Annotated in this window: 16 protein-coding genes; 12 read left to right on the top strand and 4 right to left on the bottom strand. The window is 69.9% G+C overall.

All coding sequences use genetic code 11. The annotated features are described in order from the left end of the window. The first annotated feature begins 91 nt into the window (after positions 1-91). From secD to ACWF82_RS21535, 4 genes are read left to right on the top strand one after another with little or no spacing between them, the layout of a single operon-like run. The gene (gene secD, locus ACWF82_RS21520; protein WP_452503666.1) at positions 92-1,780 is read left to right on the top strand and encodes a protein translocase subunit SecD; all 1,689 of its coding nucleotides are present in this window, start codon (positions 92-94) and stop codon (positions 1,778-1,780) included. Beyond that, positions 1,777-2,955, top strand: a complete 1,179-nt coding sequence (gene secF, locus ACWF82_RS21525; protein ID WP_452503667.1) for a protein translocase subunit SecF — start codon at positions 1,777-1,779, stop codon at positions 2,953-2,955. Before secD ends, secF begins: the two co-directional genes overlap by 4 nt. Before the next feature lie 23 nt (positions 2,956-2,978). Next, the gene (locus ACWF82_RS21530) at positions 2,979-4,691 is read left to right on the top strand and encodes an ABC transporter substrate-binding protein (RefSeq protein WP_452503669.1); all 1,713 of its coding nucleotides are present in this window, start codon (positions 2,979-2,981) and stop codon (positions 4,689-4,691) included. Positions 4,692-4,738: 47 nt separating this feature from the next. Further along, positions 4,739-5,311, top strand: coding sequence for an adenine phosphoribosyltransferase (locus ACWF82_RS21535; RefSeq protein ID WP_378847008.1), 573 nt, complete (start codon positions 4,739-4,741; stop codon positions 5,309-5,311). 4 nt (positions 5,312-5,315) lie between these two features. On the opposite strand, the gene ACWF82_RS21540 is transcribed toward ACWF82_RS21535, so the two are convergent. Together ACWF82_RS21540 and ACWF82_RS21545 are read right to left on the bottom strand one after the other, a co-directional pair. Further along, positions 5,316-5,927, bottom strand: a complete 612-nt coding sequence (locus ACWF82_RS21540; RefSeq protein WP_452503671.1) for a GNAT family N-acetyltransferase — start codon at positions 5,925-5,927, stop codon at positions 5,316-5,318. Between the two features lie 88 nt (positions 5,928-6,015). Beyond that, a complete protein-coding gene (locus ACWF82_RS21545; protein ID WP_452503673.1) occupies positions 6,016-7,122 on the bottom strand; it encodes an NAD(P)/FAD-dependent oxidoreductase in 1,107 nt (368 codons plus the stop codon). 237 nt (positions 7,123-7,359) lie between these two features. Between ACWF82_RS21545 and ACWF82_RS21550 the strand changes: the two genes are divergently transcribed. Continuing rightward, positions 7,360-8,937 carry an ABC-F family ATP-binding cassette domain-containing protein gene (locus ACWF82_RS21550; RefSeq protein WP_452503675.1) on the top strand — a complete coding sequence of 526 codons (1,578 nt, stop codon included), beginning with the start codon at positions 7,360-7,362 and terminating at the stop codon, positions 8,935-8,937. Positions 8,938-9,127: 190 nt separating this feature from the next. Here ACWF82_RS21550 and ACWF82_RS21555 read toward each other — a convergent pair whose 3' ends face one another. Then, on the bottom strand, positions 9,128-9,679 hold the full coding sequence (locus ACWF82_RS21555; RefSeq protein WP_452503677.1) for a hypothetical protein: 552 nt from the start codon (positions 9,677-9,679) through the stop codon (positions 9,128-9,130). A gap of 113 nt (positions 9,680-9,792) precedes the next feature. On the opposite strand from ACWF82_RS21555, the gene ACWF82_RS21560 reads away from it, so the two are divergent. The 3 genes from ACWF82_RS21560 (at position 9,793) to ACWF82_RS21570 (ending at position 12,813) form a co-directional block, all read left to right on the top strand. Continuing rightward, entirely contained in the window at positions 9,793-10,731 is a 939-nt protein-coding gene (locus tag ACWF82_RS21560; RefSeq protein ID WP_452503679.1) for a hypothetical protein, read from the top strand. A 26-nt stretch (positions 10,732-10,757) separates the two neighbouring features. Continuing rightward, positions 10,758-12,074 (top strand): adenylosuccinate synthetase, encoded by a 1,317-nt coding sequence (locus ACWF82_RS21565; RefSeq protein ID WP_452503680.1) that lies wholly within the window; start codon positions 10,758-10,760, stop codon positions 12,072-12,074. 109 nt (positions 12,075-12,183) lie between these two features. After that, a complete protein-coding gene (locus tag ACWF82_RS21570) occupies positions 12,184-12,813 on the top strand; it encodes an NUDIX domain-containing protein (RefSeq protein ID WP_452503682.1) in 630 nt (209 codons plus the stop codon). 44 nt (positions 12,814-12,857) lie between these two features. Here the strand turns inward: ACWF82_RS21570 and ACWF82_RS21575 are convergent, their stop codons facing one another. After that, a complete protein-coding gene (locus ACWF82_RS21575) occupies positions 12,858-13,586 on the bottom strand; it encodes a metallophosphoesterase family protein (protein WP_452503684.1) in 729 nt (242 codons plus the stop codon). Positions 13,587-13,769: 183 nt separating this feature from the next. Here ACWF82_RS21575 and ACWF82_RS21580 point away from each other — a divergent pair, with 183 nt between their 5' ends. The 4 genes from ACWF82_RS21580 (at position 13,770) to ACWF82_RS21595 (ending at position 21,210) form a co-directional block, all read left to right on the top strand. Beyond that, on the top strand, positions 13,770-15,446 hold the full coding sequence (locus ACWF82_RS21580; protein ID WP_452503686.1) for a fatty acyl-AMP ligase: 1,677 nt from the start codon (positions 13,770-13,772) through the stop codon (positions 15,444-15,446). Positions 15,447-15,474: 28 nt separating this feature from the next. Beyond that, positions 15,475-15,741: an acyl carrier protein gene (locus tag ACWF82_RS21585; protein WP_452503688.1), complete on the top strand. Its 267-nt coding sequence runs from the start codon at positions 15,475-15,477 to the stop codon at positions 15,739-15,741. A gap of 70 nt (positions 15,742-15,811) precedes the next feature. Beyond that, positions 15,812-20,080 (top strand): type I polyketide synthase, encoded by a 4,269-nt coding sequence (locus tag ACWF82_RS21590; protein ID WP_452503690.1) that lies wholly within the window; start codon positions 15,812-15,814, stop codon positions 20,078-20,080. 119 nt (positions 20,081-20,199) lie between these two features. After that, positions 20,200-21,210, top strand: a complete 1,011-nt coding sequence (locus ACWF82_RS21595; RefSeq protein WP_452503692.1) for an alkaline phosphatase family protein — start codon at positions 20,200-20,202, stop codon at positions 21,208-21,210. Positions 21,211-21,340 lie beyond the last annotated feature (130 nt).

The following is a 21,340-nucleotide window of genomic DNA, read 5'->3' on the forward strand; positions in this document are numbered from 1 at the left end:
GCCGGTGCGCGCGCTCCGCGTCGCGCACCCGGCGCGGGCACCGCCGTGCCCACCGTTCCGACCTCGACTTCCGCCTAGGAGATGACCTGCTGTGCCACCTTCCCAGGGATCGGCGCATCCGTTCCGGCTGCTCGGCGTCTACGCCGCGCTGCTGGCCGTGATCTACGCGCTGGTGTTCTTCACCGGTGATCATTCCCCCACGCCCAAGCTCGGTATCGACCTGCAGGGCGGCACCCGCGTCACCTTGACCGCGCGCACCCCCGACGGCAGCAGGCCGAGCCAGGACAGCCTGAAGAAGGCCCAGGAGATCATCGAGAACCGGGTCAACGGTCTCGGCGTCTCCGGCTCCGAAGTGGTCATCGACGGCGACAACATCGTCATCACGGTGCCCGGCGAGGAAAGCCAGCAGGCCCGCGCGCTGGCCACCACCGCCAAGCTCTACATCCGTCCGGTGCTGGCGGCCACCCAGCCGCAGGCCGGTGGCGCCCAGGTGCCCCCGACCCAGCCCGGCGCCCCGCAGACCCCGGCGACCGACAGTCCGGCGCCCGCCGAGACCACCGCCCCCGCGGCGGGCGAGCCGACCACCCCGGCCCCGCAGTCGCGGGTGTTCCCGGCGCAGGCGCCGCCGACGCCGACCCCCACCCCCGGTGGCGGCAGCATCCAGCAGCAGCAGGCCAAGGAGATCGCCGACGCCAAGGCGCTGCGGCAGAGCACCGATCAGGCCGTGCAGCAGGTCGCCCTGGCGAGCATGGACTGCACCAAGCCCGACCCGCTGGCGGGCAACGACGACCCGGCGCTGCCGCTGGTCACCTGCTCGCAGGACGGCACCGAGGTGTTCCTGCTCGGCCCGAGCCGTATCGACGGCCAGGAGATCGCCGACGCGACCTCCGGCCTGAACGCCCAGCAGGCCCGGCACGAGGTGAACCTGCAGTTCAAGTCCGCCGGCGAGGATGCCTGGGCCGACCTGACCAAGGAATACGTCTACAAGCGGGTCGCCTTCGTGCTCGACTCGAAGGTGGTCAGTGCCCCGCAGGTGCAGCAGGGTCCCCAGCTGGGCGGGCGCACCTCGATCTCGGGCAGCTTCACCGCCGACAGCGCGGCCGAGCTGGCCAACACGCTGAAGTACGGTTCGCTGCCGCTGTCGTTCCAGACCTCGGAAGCCGAGACGGTCTCGGCCACGCTCGGGCTGTCCTCGCTGAAGGCGGGTCTGCTGGCAGGCGCGGTCGGCCTGATCGCGGTGCTGCTGTACTGCCTGCTGGTGTACCGCATGCTCGGCCTGCTGGCCGGGTTCTCGCTGCTCGCCGCCGGTGCCGCCGTCTACGGCATCATCGTGCTGCTCGGGCGCTGGATCGGCTTCACCCTCGATCTGGCCGGTATCGCCGGTCTGATCATCGGTATCGGCCTCACCGCCGACTCGTTCGTCGTGTTCTTCGAACGCATCAAGGACGAGATGCGCGAGGGCCGCAGCTTCCGCTCCGCGGTGCCGCGTGGCTGGGCCAGGGCGCAGCGCACCAACCTGTCCGGTAAGACCGTCAGCCTGATCGCCTCGGTCGTGCTGTACCTGCTCGCCGCCGGTCAGGTGAAGGGCTTCGCCTTCACCCTCGGTATCACCACCGTCCTCGACGTGATCGTGCTCTACCTGGTCACCGCACCGCTGATGATGCTCGCCGCGCGCTCGCCGTTCTGGGCGAAACCGTCGGTGAACGGTCTCGGCTCGGTGCAGCAGATCGCCAGGGAACGCGGTGCGGGCCAGGCTCGGCCGAAGGAGATGTCACGATGAGCAACACCCATCCCACCGAGGACACGGTGTACCTGGACAAGGCCGAGCCGTCGCAGGGCCCGAAGCACGGGTTCTTCGAACGCCTCTACACCGGCACCGGCGGATTCCGGATCGTCAACCGGCGCAAGTTCTTCTACGCGCTGTCCGCGGCGCTGCTGCTGATCTCGCTGCTCAGCATCGCGGTGCGCGGCTTCACCCTCGGCATCGACTTCGAGGGCGGCTCGCGCATCCAGATCCCCGCGGCCGACAACGTCAGCACGCAGCAGGTGGAAGACGTCTACTCCCAGACGCTCGGCCACGGACCGGTGACGGTGCAGAAGGTCGGCTCCGGCGAGGCCGCCACCATCCAGGTGCGCTCGGAAACCCTCGACGCGACCCAGACCGAGCAGATCCAGACCGCGCTGTTCGAGGCGTTCCAGCCGAAGGACTCCAACGGTCAGGTCAGCCGCAACGCCATCAGCATCGCCGAGATCAGCGAGACCTGGGGCGGGCAGATCACCCAGAAGGCCCTGATCGCGCTGGCGGTGTTCGTCGCGCTCACGATGATCTACATCGCGATCCGCTTCGAGCGGGACATGTCGATCGCGGCGATCGTGTCGCTGTTCTTCAACCTCATCGTCACGGCGGGCATCTATTCGCTGGTCGGGTTCGAGGTGACCCCGGCCGCGGTGATCGGTCTGCTCACGATTCTGGGTTACGTGCTCTACGACAACGTGGTCGTCTTCGACAAGGTCGAGGAGAACACCCGTGGCGTGCTGCACCTGAACAAGCGCACCTATGCCGAACAGGCCAACCTCGCCGCCAACCAGACCCTGATGCGCTCGATCAGCACCACCGTCATCGGCATCCTGCCGATCATCGGCATGCTGGTGATCGCGGTGTGGCTGCTCGGCGTCGGCACGCTGAAGGACCTCGCGCTGGTGCAGCTGGTCGGCATGATCGTCGGTGCCTACTCCTCGATCTTCCTCGCCGTCCCGGTGCTGGTGTCGATCAAGGAACGCTGGGGTCCGGTGGCCGCGCACACCAAGAAGGTGCTCGCCAAGCGGGCCGGTGGCGGCGTGAGCCCCCGGGTGCCGGTGGCCGCGGGCGCCACCCGTGGCCCGCGACCGGCCGACGCGTCGGCGCCGCGGCCCGGTGCGCGACCCAGCGGGAAGCGGCACAAGCGAAGGAACTGACGGCGACAGCAGGGGGTCTCATCATGCGACGCGGCACGATTCGGCTGATCACCGTGCTGGCCACGGCGGCCGTCACCACCGGCCTGGTGGCCGGATGCTCGAGCAAGAACCAGGTGCCCTCCATCGGGTACGCCGTCGACGCGGCGGTCGCCAGCTACAACGGCGGCAGCACGCTCGGGGCGAGCAGCGGCGCCGCCGCGGTGTTCGGGCGGGTGCTGACCGGGTTCTTCTACACCGGACCCGACGGCCAGCAGGTCGCCGACACCGACGCGGGCACCGCGAAGGAGGTGCCGGGCGAGACGCAGACCGTGCAGTACCGGCTCAACCCGGACGGGGTGTACTCCGACGGGGTGCACACCTCCTGCGACGATCTGGTGCTGGCCTGGTCGGCGCGCTCGGGCCGGTTCACCCGCCCTGGCGACCGCGGCCCGGTCCCGCTGTTCGACGCGGCGAGCACCGTGGGCTACGCCGACATCGAACGGGTCGACTGCCAGCCGGGCTCCAAGGACGCCACCGTGGTGTTCCGTCCCGGCAGGCACTACCTGCCCTGGCGGACCCTGTTCACCGCGGCCGAGCTCATGCCGGCGCACGTGGTGGCGCAGGCGGTCGGTGTGCCGAACGTGGTGAACGCGCTGCAGACCGGCGACGGCGCCGTGCTCGGCCGGATCGCCGACTTCTGGAACTCCGGCTGGGCGATGAAGCCGGGTGGGCTCGACCTCACCAAGTTCCCGTCCTCGGGGCCGTACCGGATCGAATCCTTCAGCGTGAAGGACGGTTTGGTACTCGTCGCCAACGAGAAGTGGTGGGGGAGCGCGCCCGCGACCAGCCGGATCGTGGTGTGGCCCAAGGGCACCGACTACGCCGCCAAGGCGAAGGAGAACGCGCTCGGCGTCGTCGACCTGGGCGCCGGGTCGGTGTCGGACCTGAAGCTCGACGGTTTCGCGGAGCGGACGGTCGCGAGCCGCGGCGCCGAACAGCTCGTGCTCGCCACCGACGGCGTCTTCGGTGCGCCGGAGGTACGCCGCGCGTTCGCTCAGTGTGTGCCACGGCAGGCGCTGTTCGACACGCTCGGCAAGGCGGGGGAGGTACCGCCGAGCGGGCTCGGTGCCGGGCCGTTGAACGCCCATGTGGTGCAGCAGGATTCGCTGTACTACCCGGCGGTGATCGGTGCCGCCGACCGCTACAAGGGCGCCGACATCCCGGCGGCCACCGCGACCCTGGCCTCGGCGCGCGCCGCGCAGCCGACCGTCCGGATCGGTTACCTGGCGCCGGACGCGCGCCGAGCCAAGACGGTGGCGATGATTGCCGATTCCTGCCGTGGTGCCGGCATCAGCGTGGTCGACGCGGGCGCACCGGATTTCACCCCTGTCCGGCTGTCCGAGGGTGCGGTCGACGCGGTGCTCGGCGGCACCGCCGCAGTTCCCGGCCCTGCCGGATCGACCACCGGCGTCGCGGCGTTCGCGGCGTTGCGGACCGGTAGCGGCCTCAATGTCGGTGGCTTTGCTAACGGTCGCTACGATGCGATCACCGATCAGCTTGCGGGAGAGGCCAACTCGACCTTCACGCTGAACCTGCTGACCGAGGCCGAGAACCTGCTGTGGGCGCAGCTGCCGAGCATTCCGTTGTTCGCGACGCCGCGCACCATCGCCTTCGGCACCGGCATGCAGAACGGGATCGCCGGGCCGACGCAAGCCGGTACCGGCTGGAACATGGATCGCTGGGTGTTGCAGCGATGAGTAGTGGTGGCAGTCACGCGGGACGTGACCGTGACGGAGAGGTGTCGATGAGCAAGCACGCGGTGGTCGAATCCGACGACCAGGTCAGTGAGCGGACCAGCAGGGCCGCCGACGCGGTGTCGCGGCTGACCCGCTGGCACGACGACTTCCCCACGCCGGGAGTGCGTTTCGCCGATCTGACCCCGGTGTTCGCCGACGCCGAGGGCTTCCGGGCGGTCATCGACTGCTTCGCCGCCGTGGCCCCCGACGCCGATCTCGTCGCGGGTGTCGACGCGCGTGGCTTCCTGCTCGGTGCCGGCGTCGCCGCGACGCTTGGCACCGGCGTGCTGGCCATCCGCAAGGGCGGCAAGCTGCCGCCGCCGGTGGTGTCGCGCGAGTACCAGCTCGAATACGGTTCCGCCGCACTGGAGATCCCGGCCGACGGGGTCGAACTGGAGGGCAAGCGCATCCTGCTGCTCGACGACGTGCTCGCCACCGGCGGCACCCTCGCCGCCGCGGCCGCGCTGTTCAAGGAGGTCGGCGCCGAGGTTGTCGCGGCCGCTGTCGTGCTGGAACTGGAGTTCCTGAAGGGCCGCGAGCACCAGGGCGATTACCCGCTGACGTCGATCGTCAAGCTGTAGGCCGTCAGCGGGGTGCGCGCCACATCGGCCACAGTGGCGGCCCGTCGGGAATGCGGAGCTCGCCGGTGACGGTGAAGCCGAAGCGTTCGTAGAGCGGGACGTTGTCGGGGTTGCTGGATTCGAGGTAGGCGGCGGCGCCCTCGGCGTCGATGCGGGCGAGCCGCGAGCGCAGCAGGGCGCTGCCGAACCCGGTGCCGCGGGCGTCGGGCGTGGTGCCGACCATCGCCAGGTACCAGTGCGGTTCCTTCGGATGGTGGTGCTTGATCAGGTCACCGAGGGATTTGGCCGCCTGGGTGCGCCGTCCGAACGCACGGACCACGCCGGGCATGGCACGCAGGTCCGCGGCGATGCTGCTCTGCCAGCGGTTCGGCGGGGTCCACATCGCCACTCCGGCGACGGTCCCGTCCGCGCGCACCGCCAGGTCGGACGCGCCGGCCGGGAAGAAGACGTGCCGCGCCATCGCGGCGAAGAACCGGGGGAGTCCGGTGGCTCGCCTGCCCTCGTCCGGCAGGACCCAGCTCATCACCGGGTCGTGCCGGAAGGCCGCGCCGAGCGCGTCTGCGGCTGCCCGCACGTCACCCCGCTCGGCGGCGCGTACTCGCTTCGGCTCCGACATCACAGTCCTCCGGTTTCACTGGTGCAGCCTTCGATGGCGGGAATCGCCCGGAGCCCACGTTAGCCTTCCACTCCGACAGGACCGGTCCTCACGACCATCGGTAGCGAACCGGTCCGAGCTGCCCGCCGCGCACGGTCGCCCGGCAGATCTGTTCCTTCAGCAGGGCGGCGCCGCCGTGGGTGAGGACCAGCTGGGGGAGTGGGCGGTCGGTGAAGTCGGTGAACTGGACGAGTGCGTTCTTCCGTCCCAGGCTCACCGCCTGACCGATGTACTTGCGGCGCAACGGTTTCGGTGCCAGCCCGGCGCGTAGCCGCAGGACCGTCTCGGCGGCGTGGATGCCGGACGGGATGGCGGCCTGGCAGCTCATGCGCAGCGGGTGGGTCCCGAGGGCGACACCGTCGCCCGCGCCGACGACCGCCGGAGACGTTGTGCTGACCAGGTTTTCGTCGACGAGCAGCGCGCCGGAACCGTCGACCTCCATGCCGCTGCCGCGCGCCAGATCCGACGGGGCGAAGGCGGTGGTGGTGACGGCGAGATCGGTGGCGAGCACCGTGCCGTCGGTCAGGGCGATCTTGCGGTCACCGATCTCGGCGACCGCGACCTGTTCGACGACGGTGACGCCCAGTTCCGCCAGTGCGATGCGCAGCAGTGCCCGCGCCGCGGCGGGCAGGCTGTGGCCCAGCTCGCCGGTCACCAGATGGACACGCGCCGAACCACTTTCGGCCAGCTCGGCGGCGGCTTCGATCCCGGTGAGGCCGCCGCCGACCACGGTGACCACCGCCCCGGGTGGCAGCGCACGCAAGCGGTGCCGGGCGCGCTCGGCTTCGCTCCAGGTGCCGAGGGCGACCGCGTGTTCGGCGGCACCGCGGATATCGTGGGCGTCGGAATGGCTGCCCGGGGTGTAGATGAGGTGGCCGTAGGACAGTTCGCGCCCGGAACCGGTGTGGACCACATGATTTCGCTCGTCGATCGCCGTCACCGTGTCGATCGTCAGGTGCACGCCGGCGGGCAGGACGGCGCGCAGTGGCCGTCGCGCCGGATGATTGCCCGCCACGTATTGGTGCAGCCGGATGCGCTCCACGAAATAGGGGCTCGGGTTCACCATCGTGACGCGGACACCGTCGGCAGCGGCCAGTCGCTTCGCGGCGCTGATCCCGGCGTAGCCCGCGCCGACGATGACGACGTCAGCGCTCATGTCCTCCCCCTTGTTCGCGATCGCTTTCCACGATAAGTGAGCCGCACCGCGGTCCCAGCCGCCGGTGAGCGGGCTCACGGTGCCGAAAATAGGGGTGGCGCGACGGTGCGCCCGAGTGCTATCAATGAATGGTCTTGTCCCCGACGATCGGAGTCACGCGTTGATTTCTTGAGGTAGCGCTCCCGGACGGTCCGCATTCTGCGCACCGTGTTTCCGTCGCACCTCAAGGGGATCCGCATGACCTCTCTTTCCTTTTCCGACCTCACCTTCCACTGGCCGGACGGCACCGTTGTGTTCGACGGTCTCGACGCCGTCGTCGGTCCGGGCCAGATCGGCCTCGTCGGCAGCAACGGTGCGGGCAAATCCACGCTGATGCGGCTGATCACCGGCGCGTTGCGCCCGCTGCGCGGATCGATCACGGCGCCGGGACGGATCGGCTATCTGCGCCAGGACCTGGGCATGCAGATTGGGCAGCGGGTCGAGACGGTGCTCGGCATCGCCGAGGTGCGGGCCGCGCTGCACCGCATCGAAACCGGCACCGGTGAGCCGGCGGACTTCGACACCGTCGGCGTGCAGTGGCAGATCGAGGACGAGGCGATCGCGCTGCTCGGCAAGCTCGGCCTCGACTACGTCGCCGGTTCCGTCGACGACCTGGACCGCACCCTCGACACCCTCTCCGGTGGCGAAACCGTGCTGCTCGGGCTCGTCGCGGAACTCCTGCGCGAACCCGATGTGCTGCTGCTCGACGAGCCGACCAACAATCTGGACGCGGTCGCCCGCGCCCGGCTCTACGAGGTGATCCGGCAGTTCGCCGGCACCGTCGTCGTGGTCAGCCACGATCGGGAGCTCCTGGACCGGATGGACGGCATCGCCGAGCTGCGGGCCGGTGAGATCCGCTCGTTCGGCGGCAATTTCAGCGACTACGAACGGATCATCGACCAGGAACAGGAGGCGGCGCGGGCAGCGGTGCGTGATGCGCGCAGCGATGTGCGCAAGCAGGCGCGGGAACTGGTCGACGCGCGGACCAAACTGGATCGCAGGCAGCGGTTCGCGCAGAAGATGCAGGACAACAAGCGGGTGCCGAAGATCGTGGCGGGACTGCGCCGCAACGCCGCCGAGGTGTCGGCGGGCAAACTGCGCACCTCCCACATCGAGAAGCTCGACACCGCGCGCGAAACCCTCGACCACGCCGCGGAATTGGTGCGCGCGGATCGCGAGATCAGGATCGAGCTGCCCGGCACCCGGCTGTATCCGGGGCAGGACGTCGTCACGCTCGAGCAGGCGCGGCTGGCCAACGGCCCGGTGGTGGATCTGCGGGTGAGTGGTCCGGAGCGGATCGCGCTCACCGGCCGCAACGGTGCGGGCAAGACGACATTGCTGCGCCGGATCGTGGCGGAGCAGCCGACGGTGGCGTGGCGGCTGCTGCCGCAGCGGCTGGACGTGTTCGACGAGCAGCGCAGCGTGTTCGAGAACGTGGCCGCGGCCGCACCACACGCCACCGCCGAGCAGATCCGGGGTCAGCTGGCGCGCTTCCTGTTTCGCGGCGGCGACGCCGATATCGCGGTCTCGGCGTTGTCCGGCGGGGAGCGCTTACGAGCCGCACTGGCGACACTGTTGCTGGCCGAACCCGCGCCGAAACTGCTGATGCTCGACGAGCCGACCAACAACCTCGACCTCCCCAGCCTCGCACACCTGACCCAGGCGCTGGCGAGCTTCGAGGGCGCGCTGATCGTGGTGAGCCACGACGCGCGCTTCCTCGAGGACATCGGGGTGACGCGCACCCTCGACCTCACGCCCGACGGGCTCGTCGAATAGGACGGCGGCCCGGCATTCCCCGCCGGGCCATCGACCTAGAACCCGGCGGCCCTGCGCACGATCGCCGGATATCGGAGCATGGTGGGGCCCAGCCACAGCGCGACCGCGGTGATCGCGAGCCACGGCCGCAGGTGCGGGCGCAAGCGCCGGCCCCTCCCGGATCGGCGTCAGGAGTTACCTCCGGTGGCGCTCAGTCCAGGAGGTCGGCCGCGCGATTGACCTCGAGTGCCTTGCGCAGCCACCGCTGTAGTTGGTCGAGGTCATCGCAACCGAGAATTCGCTCGCGGACCTCGATAGGAACAGTGATCCCACGAGCATCGAGCACCGTCAGCACGGAGTTGGCCTCTCCGCGGGCCTCTCCGCGCGCTTCGCCTTCCGCGAAGTACTTGCGGGCGAACTCGCTGCGGTATTCGTAACCTTGGAGCCCGGCGGCCATCAGTGCCTCCCACTCGGATCGCGCTGCTGCGGGCAGCGTCGACAGGATGAAGTCATAGTACAGCGCGGCACGGTCGCCACCCAGGGTGCCGAGGGCCGCTGGCAGTGCTTTCCAGATCTCGCGGTGTTCGGGATGTTGCGCGTGGGCCAGCGCGGACAGCACGGCCAGTTCGGGTAGATCCGCCGCCGCTTCGAGGTCGGTGACGACCGGGACGCCTGCCGGGTCCAGGACCAGCGCTTGTCCGGGTCCGGTCGCAGCTGGACCTCCACGACCACCGCCAGGATTCGCCGCCCGCCGCGAAGGCATGTGCCAGAAGGTAGCGGACGGTACCGACAGGGAGCGAATCTGCTGGGGGCTCTTGACGATCGTTGTTTTGGTTGAATAGACTAAAACAACGAAAACGAGAGGGAGTGGTTCTGATGGGGTACGGGCATTGGGATGACAGTGCGTATCGGGCGGGGAAGACGTTCCGGGCGCGGGCTGGGGTGGATGACTTCGGGTATACGGCCGAGATGCGGGAGCAGCCGTATGACACGTGGTGTGCGCATCCGTTGCTGGATCCGTTCGGGGTGGGGGTGCGGGAGTGCCGGGATTCGGCAGAGCATGGGAACTCGTTGCCGGTGGCGGTGTTGTTCGACGTGACCGGGTCGATGGGGCGGGTGCCGCGGATCATGCAGGACAAGCTCGGGAAGCTGCACGGGCTGTTGAAGAGCAAGGGGTATGCGCAGGATCCGCAGGTGCTGTTCGGGGCGATCGGGGATGCCGATACCGATCGGGTGCCGTTGCAGGTGGGGCAGTTCGAGTCCGACAACCGGATGGACGAGCAGCTGCGGTCGATCCTGCTCGAAGGCGGTGGTGGCGGGCAGAAGTCCGAAAGCTATGAGCTGGCAGCCTATTTCATGGCCGAGCATGTCGCGACCGACGCGTGGGAGAAGCGCGGGAAGCGGGGGTATCTGTTCGTGATCGGCGACGAGCTCAACAAGCCGCGGCTGGCCGCCCGGCACATCCGGTCGGTCATCGGCGATCATGTGCGGCGCGATGTGTCGGTCGAGTCGATCTACCGCGAGCTCGCGCAGCGGTGGCACATCTACTACATCCTGCCGAATCAGTCGTCGTACTACCGGGATCCGGAGATCGCCGAGCACTGGCGGGGACTGCTCGGGCAGAACTTCCTGAAGCTCGACGATCCCGGCGCGGTGTGCGAACTGATCGCGCTGACGATCGGGCTGGGGGAGGACCGGGTCGACGTCGACACCGGACTGGCCGACCTGCGCGATGTCGGGTCGGTGGCCGAGGCCGATGCCGTCGGCCGGGCGCTGGGGTCGAAGCCGGTGCGGGCGCTGCCCTCCGGTCAGTGAGGTGCGAGAAGGGAAGGGGCGCTGCGATGTTCGGTGCCGGGCACATCGTCGTCGTCGATCTGGGATTCGGCGACGCGGGTAAGGGCGCGACCGTCGACTGGCTGTGTGCAGCGGAGGCGGGCCTCGAGGTGGCGGCCGTCGTGCGGTTCAACGGCGGTGCGCAGGCCGCGCACAATGTCGTCGCCGACGGCCGCCACCACACCTTCGCGCAGTTCGGCGCTGGGACCTTCCACGGTGTGCCGACGCTGCTCTCGCGGCACATGCTGGTGGAGCCGATCGCGCTCGCCGCCGAATCCGAGCAGCTGGCCGCGCTCGGTGTGCGTGATCCGCTGGGACTGCTCGCCGTCGACGGTCGCGCCCTGCTCACCACGCCGATCCACATCGCGGCGAACCGTGCGCGCGAGGACGCGAGGGGTTCCTCGCGGCACGGTTCCTGCGGTCGTGGCATCGGCGAAACTGCCTGGTACGCACTGGAACACGAGGCTCCGACCGTCGCAGACTGCCGGACGCCCGTCGTCCTGCGCGCCAAGCTGGATCGGCTGGCCGCGCAGTACGACGAGCTGATCGGCCCGAGCGCGCACGGCTACGAATCGATCGACGCCCTGGTCGCCATGTACGGCGACTTCGCCAGGGCGGTGCGCATCACCGGCGACGGTGAACTCGCGCGCGCCGCCGCACGCGGGAGGCTGGTGTTCGAGGGCGCACAGGGCGTTCTCCTCGACGAATGGCGCGGATTCCACCCGCACACCACCTGGTCGACCGTCGAACCGCGCCATGCCCGCACCATGATCGCCGGCATCGGCGGCGCCGCAACGGTTCTGGGTGTCACCCGCACCTACATGACCAGGCACGGCGCGGGCCCGCTACCGACCGAAGCGCCGTTGGGAAACCCGGAGCCGCACAACGGCACCGGCCTGTATCAGGGCGCGTTCCGGCAGGGCCACCTCGACCCGATCCTGTTGCGGTACGCGATCGAGGTCTGCGGCGGGATCGACGGATTGGTCGTCAACCACCTCGACGTGCCCGGAACGCTGTGCGCCGCAGCGGCATACGACACCACAGCGGGCATCGTCACCGACCTGATCGCGGGCCGATGGCGTGATCTCGAACACCAGCATCGGCTGACCGACCAGCTGTCCGAGGCGAGTCCGATCCTCGAACCGATCCACGGTGACCCGGCGGACTGGCTCGCCGACCGGCTGCGCGTTCCGGTCGTGCTGACCGGCCACGGCCCGGATCGGCGTGACCGTGTTGCGCGTGATGAATCGGCGTTCGGCGCTGCGTCCACGCCTGCGCCGGTTGGCGCGGACGGCGGGGTCGCGACGGCCGAACAGTCCGCATGAGTGAACGTGCGATGGCGGGCCGTGGGGTGCGCAGGAAGGGGGCCCGCGCTGCGGACCGGGGGCACCGCAGCTTCGCATCCGGGGCGCGCGTGCGGCAGGATGGGACGACGTGGAGCAATCCGTTGTGTCGATCGATGTCGTGACGTTGCGGTGCTGGGATGCCGACAGCGGGGTGCGCATCGGGATCGCCGCGCGCGAGTTCGCGCCGTTCACCGGTGAACTCGCGCTGCCCGGTGTGCTGCTGGGGCGAGGGGAACGCCTGGCCGAGGCCGCCCGGCGTGCGGTGCACACCAAACTCGGCGTGCCGATGGCGGCGATCGGCGCGGTCGGTCAGCTGGTCACCTTCGACGAGCCGCACCGTGATCCGCGCGGGCCGACGCTGGCGATCGCCATGTGGGCCGTCGTCGCCGAGCACGAAGGGCCCGCCGAGTGGGTCGATTTCGACGAGGTTCCCCCGCTGGCGTTCGACCACAACCGCATCGTCGAGACCAGCCGCGGGCTGCTCGCCGGGATGCTGTGGAAAGACCAGGCCCTCACCCGCGCACTCGCGGGCGAAGAGTTTCCCGCGACCCGTGCGGTCGATCTCAGCACCTCCCTGCACGGCACCCGCCCCGACCCCGCGAACCTCAACCGGACTCTCGCCGCGATCCCGGGTCTGGACCGCACCGGCGAACGGCGACGGGTGAAGGCCACCGGGCGACCCGCCGTCGTGTGGGCGTTCAGCGACAGCGAGACATAGCGGACGGCCAACGGCCGGCCGGGCGTTGTGCGGCCCTCCACGGGCTAGGCCTGATCTGCGGGCAGGTCGTAGAGCGTGTAGGTCCGGCGCAGCACCGGGTACGAAACATTGCGCACGGGAACGCCTCCCGCCGTCTGGCCGAACTCGCTGCCCGCGTGGGCGTGGCCGTGCAGCGCGAGTGTGGCGCGGCCCGCGTCGATCGCCTCGCCCATGGCGTGACAGCCCAGTCCGGGATAGATGGACGTGGGTTCGCCGACGAGGGTGTCGACGACGGGGGAGAAGTGGGTGAGGGCGATCCGGGTATCGCAGTCCAGGCCTTCGAGAGCCCGGCGGAGGCGTTCGGCGTCGATCGGACCACGGCGCATCCTGGCCCGGTGCTCCGCCGACCCCGAGCCGGGATTGCCGGGGTGATCGGGGAATCCACCGGAACCGCCCATCACCCCGGCGATCCCGATCTGGTGCCCGCGGATCGTGAGCATCGTCGAATCACCTTCCAGGACAACGACACCGGATTCGGTGAGCCGCCGCGTGATCCACTCGCCGCGGTTTTCGTCGTGGTCGTGATTGCCCAGGACGGCGATCACCGGAACCGGGAGATCGGCGAGTTCGGCGCAGAGCAGTTCGGTGTTGGCCCGGGTACCGCCCTCGGTGAGGTCACCGGCCAGGAGCAACAGATCGGCGTGGCGATCGAGTCGGCGAAAGCCGGGCCGGAACTTGCCCGCGACGGCGGGCCGCAGGTGCAGGTCGGCGGTGGCGGCGAGACGGATCGGCACGATGTTCCCCACCTGCCAAGGCAGCCACAGCGGGGCGCGGCTGTCAATGCGATTCTCCTTCACCAAGGGGTCGGGACAGCCCACCCTGAGGGTTCGGCGGGTGGCCCCTGAGGTCTCTTCCGGTGTGCGGCCGAGGAGCGCAGAGTAGTAGCTACCCCACCGACCTCCGAAGGAAACCACGATATGCACTCCAGCTACGTGCACCACGTCAGGCAGCAGTTTTCCCGGTACGCGGACACCCGTTCGTACATCTACCTGCGGGAATCCGGGCGGGAGCTGGTAGAGGAGGTCGTCACCTACCGTGAACTCGACCGCGATGCCCGAGCGTTTGCCCAGTGGCTGTCGGAACGGCCCGAGTCGGCGCAGCCGGTGGTGTTGCTCTATCTCGACGGGATGGAGTTCCTGCGTGCCTTCCTCGGCTGCCTGTACGCCGGTGTCATCGCCGTCCCGGCGCCGCTGCCGCACGAGGACCGGGCCGCGCAGCGGGTGGGCGGCATCATCGCCGACTCCGGGGCGCAGCTCGTGCTCACCACCACTGACTTCGCACCGCTGGTCGCCACCAGCACCACCGCGACCGTTGTCGCGACCGATCAGCCGCTCGGCGACGCCGACGCCTGGCAGCTACCCGACCTCGACCTGGGCACGATCGCCTTCCTGCAGTACACCTCGGGATCGACGGGCACGCCCAAGGGCGTCGTCGTCACGCACCGCAATCTGCTGCACAACTTGGCGGCGATCTCCGCAGGGGGGCTGACCGCGGACTCGACCGGCGTCAGCTGGATCCCGCAATTCCACGACATGGGCCTGATCGGCATGCTGCTCGGCACGGCGTACTCCGGCGCGAACCTGGTGTTCATGGCGCCGACGACGTTCATCAAACACCCGGTGCGCTGGCTGCAAGCCATCGACCGGTACCGCGCGACGTTCACCGGCGCCCCGAACTTCGCCTACGACCTGATCCTGCGCCGGGTCAGCGACAAGCAGCTCGCCGAGCTCGACCTGAGCACCCTCGAAGTGGCGCTGAGTGGCGCCGAGCCGGTGCGGGCCCGGACCCTCGACGCGGTCCTGGAAAGATTCGCCCCCGCCGGGCTGCGCCCCACGGTGTTCCTGCCCGCCTACGGGCTGGCCGAGGTGACGCTGCTGGCCAGCGCCGCGACGATGGGCGCGCCGCTGGTGCGCTACGACCGGGCAGGCGATGCCCCACTGGTCAGTTGCGGGCGCGCTCCCCACGGCCTCGAGATCCGCATCGTCGACCCCGCGACTCGCGAAGAACTGCCGGACGGCGCCACCGGGGAGATCTGGGTGCGCGGGGACAGCGTCGCCGCCGGGTACTGGAACCGGCCTGCCGAAACCCGCGAGGTCTTCGACGCTCATCTCGGCACCGAAGGCCCGTTCCTGCGGACCGGCGACCTCGGCCTGCTGCACGACGGCGAACTGTTCGTCGCGGGCCGCCTCAAGGACCTGCTGATCGTCAACGGCCGCAACATTCACCCGACCGACGTCGAGGAACTCGTACAGAACCTGCACCCCGCGCTGGCAGGTAACGCGGGCGCGGTGGTCTCGGTCGACGTGCTCGACCGGGAACGGCTCGTGGTGATGCAGGGCGTGAAACCGGACCTGCTCGGCGAGACCACGCTCGCCGGACTGACCTCCGCGATCAAGATCGCGGTGGCCCGCGGGTTCGAGGTGCCCGCGCCGAATGTCGTGCTGGTCGCCGCCCGATCCGCACGCTCGGTGCATCGCACCACCAGCGGCAAAGTCCAGCGTGGCTCGATGCGCGAGGCGTTCCTGACCCATAGCCTCGAACGGGTTCTGCACGAGGATCTCGAGCCGGCGCTGAGCCGATCACTGACCGTCTGATCGATCCGTACCCAGCCAGGAGCCGACCATGTTCAGCACCACCACCCACACGTCGAACACCATCCAGGACTGGCTCGTCGAACGGGTCGCCGACTACCTCGACCGCACCCCCCACCAGGTGGATCCGGCGACTCCGCTGGCCGAACTCGGGATGGACTCCGTCTCGGCGGTCTCGCTGTGCGGCGAGATCGAGGACCGCTGGTCCCTCGAGATCGACCCGACACTGGTCTTCGACTATCCCACCGTCGCCGCCATCGCCGCCTACCTCGCTGACGAGTTCGTCCTCGCGGCATGAGCGGTCAGCGCCCGGAGGCGGCAGCTCGCGTCACCACGGAAGGCGCCCGAGCATGCCGAAAGGACACAGCATGAGCGACATCGCGATCGTCGGTCTCGACTGCCGCTTCCCCAGGGCCGCCGATCCCGCCGCGCTGTGGCAGCTGCTGATCGACGGCCGCGACGCGATCTCGGCGGTGCCCGCGAATCGCTGGCACGCCGAGGACTTCCACGACCCGGCGGGCGGGCCCGGCACGATCAACACCCACAGCGGCGGGTTCATCGACGACGCCGACGCCTTCGACCACGAGTTCTTCGGGATCACCCCGCACGAGGCCGAGGCGATGGACCCGCAACAGCGGCTGCTGCTGCAAGCGAGCTGGCGCGCCTTCGAGGACGCGACGCTCGACCCGAGGGCCCAATCCGGTTCGCGCACCGGGGTGTACATCGGGGTGATGGCCAACGAATGGGCCAACCTGCAGATGTCGGATTACGCCGCGATCACCCCGCAGCACGGCTCGGGCAACGGCTACTTCATGACCGCCAACCGGCTGTCCTACCAGCTCGACCTGAAGGGGCCGAGCCTGGCGGTCGACACCGCCTGCTCGTCGTCGCTGGTCGCGGTCCATCTCGCCTGTGCCGCACTGGCTTCCGGCGAATGCGATCAGGCCGTGGCCGGTGGCGTGAATCTGGTGCTCACCCCGGCGGTCGGCGTGTTCTACACCCAGGCGGGGCTCTCGGCGCCCGACGCACGCTGTAAACCGTTCAGCGGCAACGCGGATGGGATCGTCCGGGGCGAAGGCGTCGCGGTGCTGGTGCTACGCCGCCTCGCCGACGCGCAGGCCGCGGGTCTGCCGATCTACGCGGTGATCAAGGGCAGCGCGGTGAACTCCGACGGGCGCAGCAACGGCATCACCGCGCCGAACCGGTGGGCGCAGCAACAGGTGATCGGCGAGGCGTACCGCCGGGCCGGCGTCGAGGCCGGAGCCGTCGATTTCCTCGAGGCGCACGGCACCGGGACGGTGCTCGGGGACATGATCGAGGTCAAGGCGCTGGGCGGGCTGCACGGACGCGATCGCGCGAAGCCCTGCGGAATCGGTTCCATCAAAGGCAATCTGGGCCACACCGAGGGCGCGGCCGGTGTCGCCGGAATCATCAAGGTCGCGCTGAGTCTGCATCACGGCATGGCGGCGCCGACCAGGTTCGCCGATCAGGAGAATCCGCGGTTGCAGCTGGAACGCAACGGGCTGCGCCTGCTCGCCGAACCGATGCCGCTCGACGGACCGTCGCTGGCCGGGGTCAGCAGCTTCGGCATCGGCGGCACGAACGCCCACCTCGTGCTGGGTGGTGCGCCGGTGGCGGAGGATGCCGGGGCGGGTGGCGGTGGGGTGCTCACCGTGTCGGCCGACACTGCGAAAGGGCTGGAGCGCAACGCGCTTCGCGTGGCGCGGATGCTGACCTCGGTTCCTGGGGATCGGTTCGCGCAGGTCTGCTGGACGAGCAATCGGGTGAAGTCGTCGGGGCGGCATCGGCTCGCGGTCGTCGCCGCCGATCCGGCGGAGGCGATCACGCGCCTGCGGGCCGGTGCGGAATCCGGTGTGGCGGGGCCGGTCCGGGTCGGCTGGATGTTCACCGGACAGGGATCGCAGTTCGCCGGTATGGCGCGGCCGCTGGATGCCGTGAGCGGGTCGTTCCACCGGGCGCTGCGGACCGTCGACGCGGCGATGACGGCGCACCTCGGCTCCTCGATCCGCGAGCTGCTGCTCGACGACACCGCCGTCATCGATCGCACCGAACTCGCGCAGCCGGCGATCTTCGCCATGGAATACGCACTGGCGCAGGCACTCGCCGACGCGGGGGTGCGCCCCGCCTGGGTGATCGGGCACAGCATCGGGGAATTCACGGCGGCGGCCGTGGCCGGAGTCGTCGACCTCGAAGACGCGTGCCGTCTGGTCGTCGCCCGTGGCCGGCTGATGCAGCAATTGCCCGACGGGGGTGGGATGCTCGCGGTCCGTGCGACGCGCGCACAGCTCGCCGACCTGCTCGACGGCGAGCGCGACGTGGCCGTGGCTGCCGTGAACGGGCCGACCGATCTCGTGCTTTCCGGCGCCGCGACGGCGCTCGACCGGATCCGGACGGTCCTGGCCGAGCATCAGGTGGTCGCCAAGCCGCTCACCGTGTCCCACGCGTTCCACAGTCCGCTGATGGCGCCGATGCTGGAGAAGTTCGCGGCTGTCGCCCGGGAATGCACCTACCGGGCACCGGCTCTGCCGATCTACTCGACCGTGCGCGGGCGGCTGCTCGACCCGGCCGAGGCGATGGACGCCGCGTACTGGGTCGAACATGTCGGCGCCACTGTGCTTTTCGGTGACGCGCTGGCGGCGGCGGTCGAGGCCGACCCCACCCACGTCGTCGAGATCGGCCCGCGCCGCATGCTGATCCCGCTCGTCGGGCGGCTGCGCCCCGATCTGTTGCCGCGGAGCCTGACGCCGAGCCCGGGGCCCGGCGCGACCGGCCGTGAACTCGCGGAAACCGTTGCCGCGCTGCACCGCGACGGTCTCGACCCCGACTGGGATCACCTGTACGACGCCGAACAGCGCGTGCGCCGTCGGCTGCCGGTCTACGACTTCTCGACCGAGCACCGCTTCTGGCTCGAACCGACCACTCTGACCACACCTGCCACCCCGGCGGAGGACACCACCATGGACCAGGACACCACCATGGACCAGATGATCGCGCTCTTCCGCGAACAGAACGCGCTGCTGGCGAGCATGGCGCCGGGCGCGACGTCGACCCGCGCGCCGGGCGCCACCGCCCCCCTCGCCTCGCCACAGGCGGGTCCCGCCGTCGATCCCGGCGCGATCGCGGGCATCGTGCGTGCGGAGTGCGGCCGGGTCAGCGGGTACTCCGTCGACCGGCTCCGCGATACCGAAACCCTCACCGGCGAGCTCGGATTCGACTCGATGATGCTGTCGGACCTGTTCGGTGGTCTGATGCGCAAGGTGCCGGGACTGCAGGTCGACCCGTCCTGGCCGAGCGCCGCGACCACCCTCGGCGACGTCGTCGGCTACGTCACCGGTCAGGTCGCCGGGACACCCGCTCCGTCGGACGTTTCCGCTCCGGCCCCGGTTCCCGAACCCGCGCCGGTGGCCGTCACCCCCGAGTACCGGATCGCCGACTTCCCGGAGGTGCGGGCGATCGAGGACCGGCTCACCGGCGCGGCGGCGCTGGGACTGGACAACCCGTACTTCCTGGTCAACGACGGCGTCACCCGCGACACCTCGCTGATCGACGGTGTTCCGGTGGTGAACTTCTCCAGCTACAACTATCTGGGGCTGTCCGGTCACCCGGCGGTCGTCGCGGCGGTGCAGGACGCCGTCGCCCGCTACGGCAGCTCCTGCTCGGCCAGCCGGGTGCTCTCCGGCGAGAAGCCGGTGCACCGGGAACTCGAGGCCGAACTCGCCGCGCTGCTGAGGACCGAGGACGCGATCGCGCTGGTCGGCGGCCACTCCACCAACGTCACCATCATCGGGCACATTGTCGGTCCCGACGACCTGGTGATCCACGACAGCCTCGCCCACGACAGCATCCTGCAGGGCTGTGTGCTGTCCGGCGCGACGCGAAGGCCGTTCCCGCACAACGACCATGCCGCCCTCGACCGGCTCCTCGGCGAGCTGCGGCACCGCTACCGCCGGGTCCTGATCCTCATCGAGGGCGTCTACAGCCAGGACGGCGACATCCCCGACCTGCCCGCGATCATCGAGATCAAGAAGAAGCACCAGGCGCTGCTGATGATCGACGAGGCGCACAGCGTCGGCGTGCTCGGCGCGCACGGCGGTGGCATCGGCGAGTACTTCGACGTCGACCGCGGCGACGTCGAATTGTGGTCGGGCACCATGTCGAAGGCATTGGCCGGGTGCGGGGGATATGTGGCGGGCAGCGCGGAGCTGATCCGCTTCCTGAAATACACGACGCCCGGGTTCGTCTACAGCGTCGGCATGACGCCGATGAACGCCGCCGCCTCGGCGGAAGCGATCCGGCAGCTGCGGACCGACGGCACAGCGCTGGAGCGTCTGCGGCACAACGCGCGACTGTTCCTCGAGCTGGCCCGCGCCGCCGGGATCGACACCGGCGACAGCAACGACACCCCGATCATCCCGTGCATCGTGGGTGATTCGCTCAAGACGATGCGACTGTCGAACACGTTGCTGCGCCGTGGGATCAACGTCAATCCGATCATCTACCCCGCGGTGCCGGAAGACCTCGCGCGGCTGCGCTTCTTCGTCACCGCCTGCCACACCGAAGAACAGATCCGCGACACCGTCGCGATCCTCGCCGAAGAGCTCGGCACCACGACCTAGCCTGCCGCCGTTGGCTTGTCGTTCAGCGAGGCGACCGGCATGCGCGGCGCCGGTGAAACGTCGATGAACACCGTCGCGGCGGCCGCGCGGGGCCGTCCGCGCTCCCGCATCGTGAGGACATGCGCGAGCTGTCGGCCCCCGCGAAGGTCCTCGTGGCACTGGCCACCGCCCTGGTGACCATTCCGCTGCTGTGCTCGGCCGCCGGCTCCGACACCACCTTCGACGATCCGGGTGCCGCGATCGATCCGGCGGCCGCGTTCGGCATGCCGCGCCGGGGTGGCCCAGTGGCGAAGGTCGTCGTCATCGGGATCGACGGACTGCTCTTCGACAAGGCCGACCGTGCCCAAGCCCCGCGACTGCGGCACCTCGCCGCACAGGGTCTGCTCTCGCGCGGCAGCATCGCCGGGCACATCACCATCTCCGGGCCGTCGTGGGCGAGTGCGCTGACCGGGGTGTGGGACACCGCGCACGGCATCACCGGCAACGAGTTCGACGCGAGCCCGTTCCTGGCCCACCCGAGCGTCTTCACCCGCATCGAGCGCGCCGATCCCGCCCGGCACACCGTGTCGATCGGCACCTGGCACCAGATCGCGACCATCGCCGCCAGTGGTGACCGGCGGGCCGACGTCGCCCTGACCACCACGCCCGACCCACGCGACAGCGACGAGGCGCGCACCGACGCGGCCACCGCGACCGAGGTGGTCGCCGCGATCGAGCGGACCGGGCCCGATCTGGTGTTCACCCACCTCGATCAGGTCGATCTCGCCGGTCATCGGCACGGCGGCGCGTCGCGCGCCTATCTCGCCGCCATTCGCCGCGTCGACGTGCTGGTCGGGCAGATCGTCGCCGCCGTCGACCGGCGCGCCGCCGAGCAGCCACGCGAACAGTGGACCGTGCTGGTCACCACCGATCACGGCCACCTGCCGACGGGTGGGCACGGCGGCCAGACGCCCGCCGAGACCGCCAATTTCGTCATCGCCCGCGGCGCCGGCTTCACCTCCGGCACCACGACCAGCGCGTACACGCTGATCGACATCACCCCGACCGTGCTCGACCTGCTCGGCGTCCCACCCGGCCGCCTCGACGGTCACAGCCTGCGCACGCGGCGGGAACCGATCGACGAACGCTGATCGAACCGCAGGTCGGAGGCCGATTTCGGGCCGAGTCGGTACCGCCGCACGCCCGTGACCGCCGGGAATGGAACGCCCGGTCGGTGTGGGGACTAAAGTTGGTGGTCCGGGCGGTTGCAGCACTCGGCCG

The sequence above is a fragment of the Nocardia sp. NPDC055053 genome (assembly GCF_053608285.1).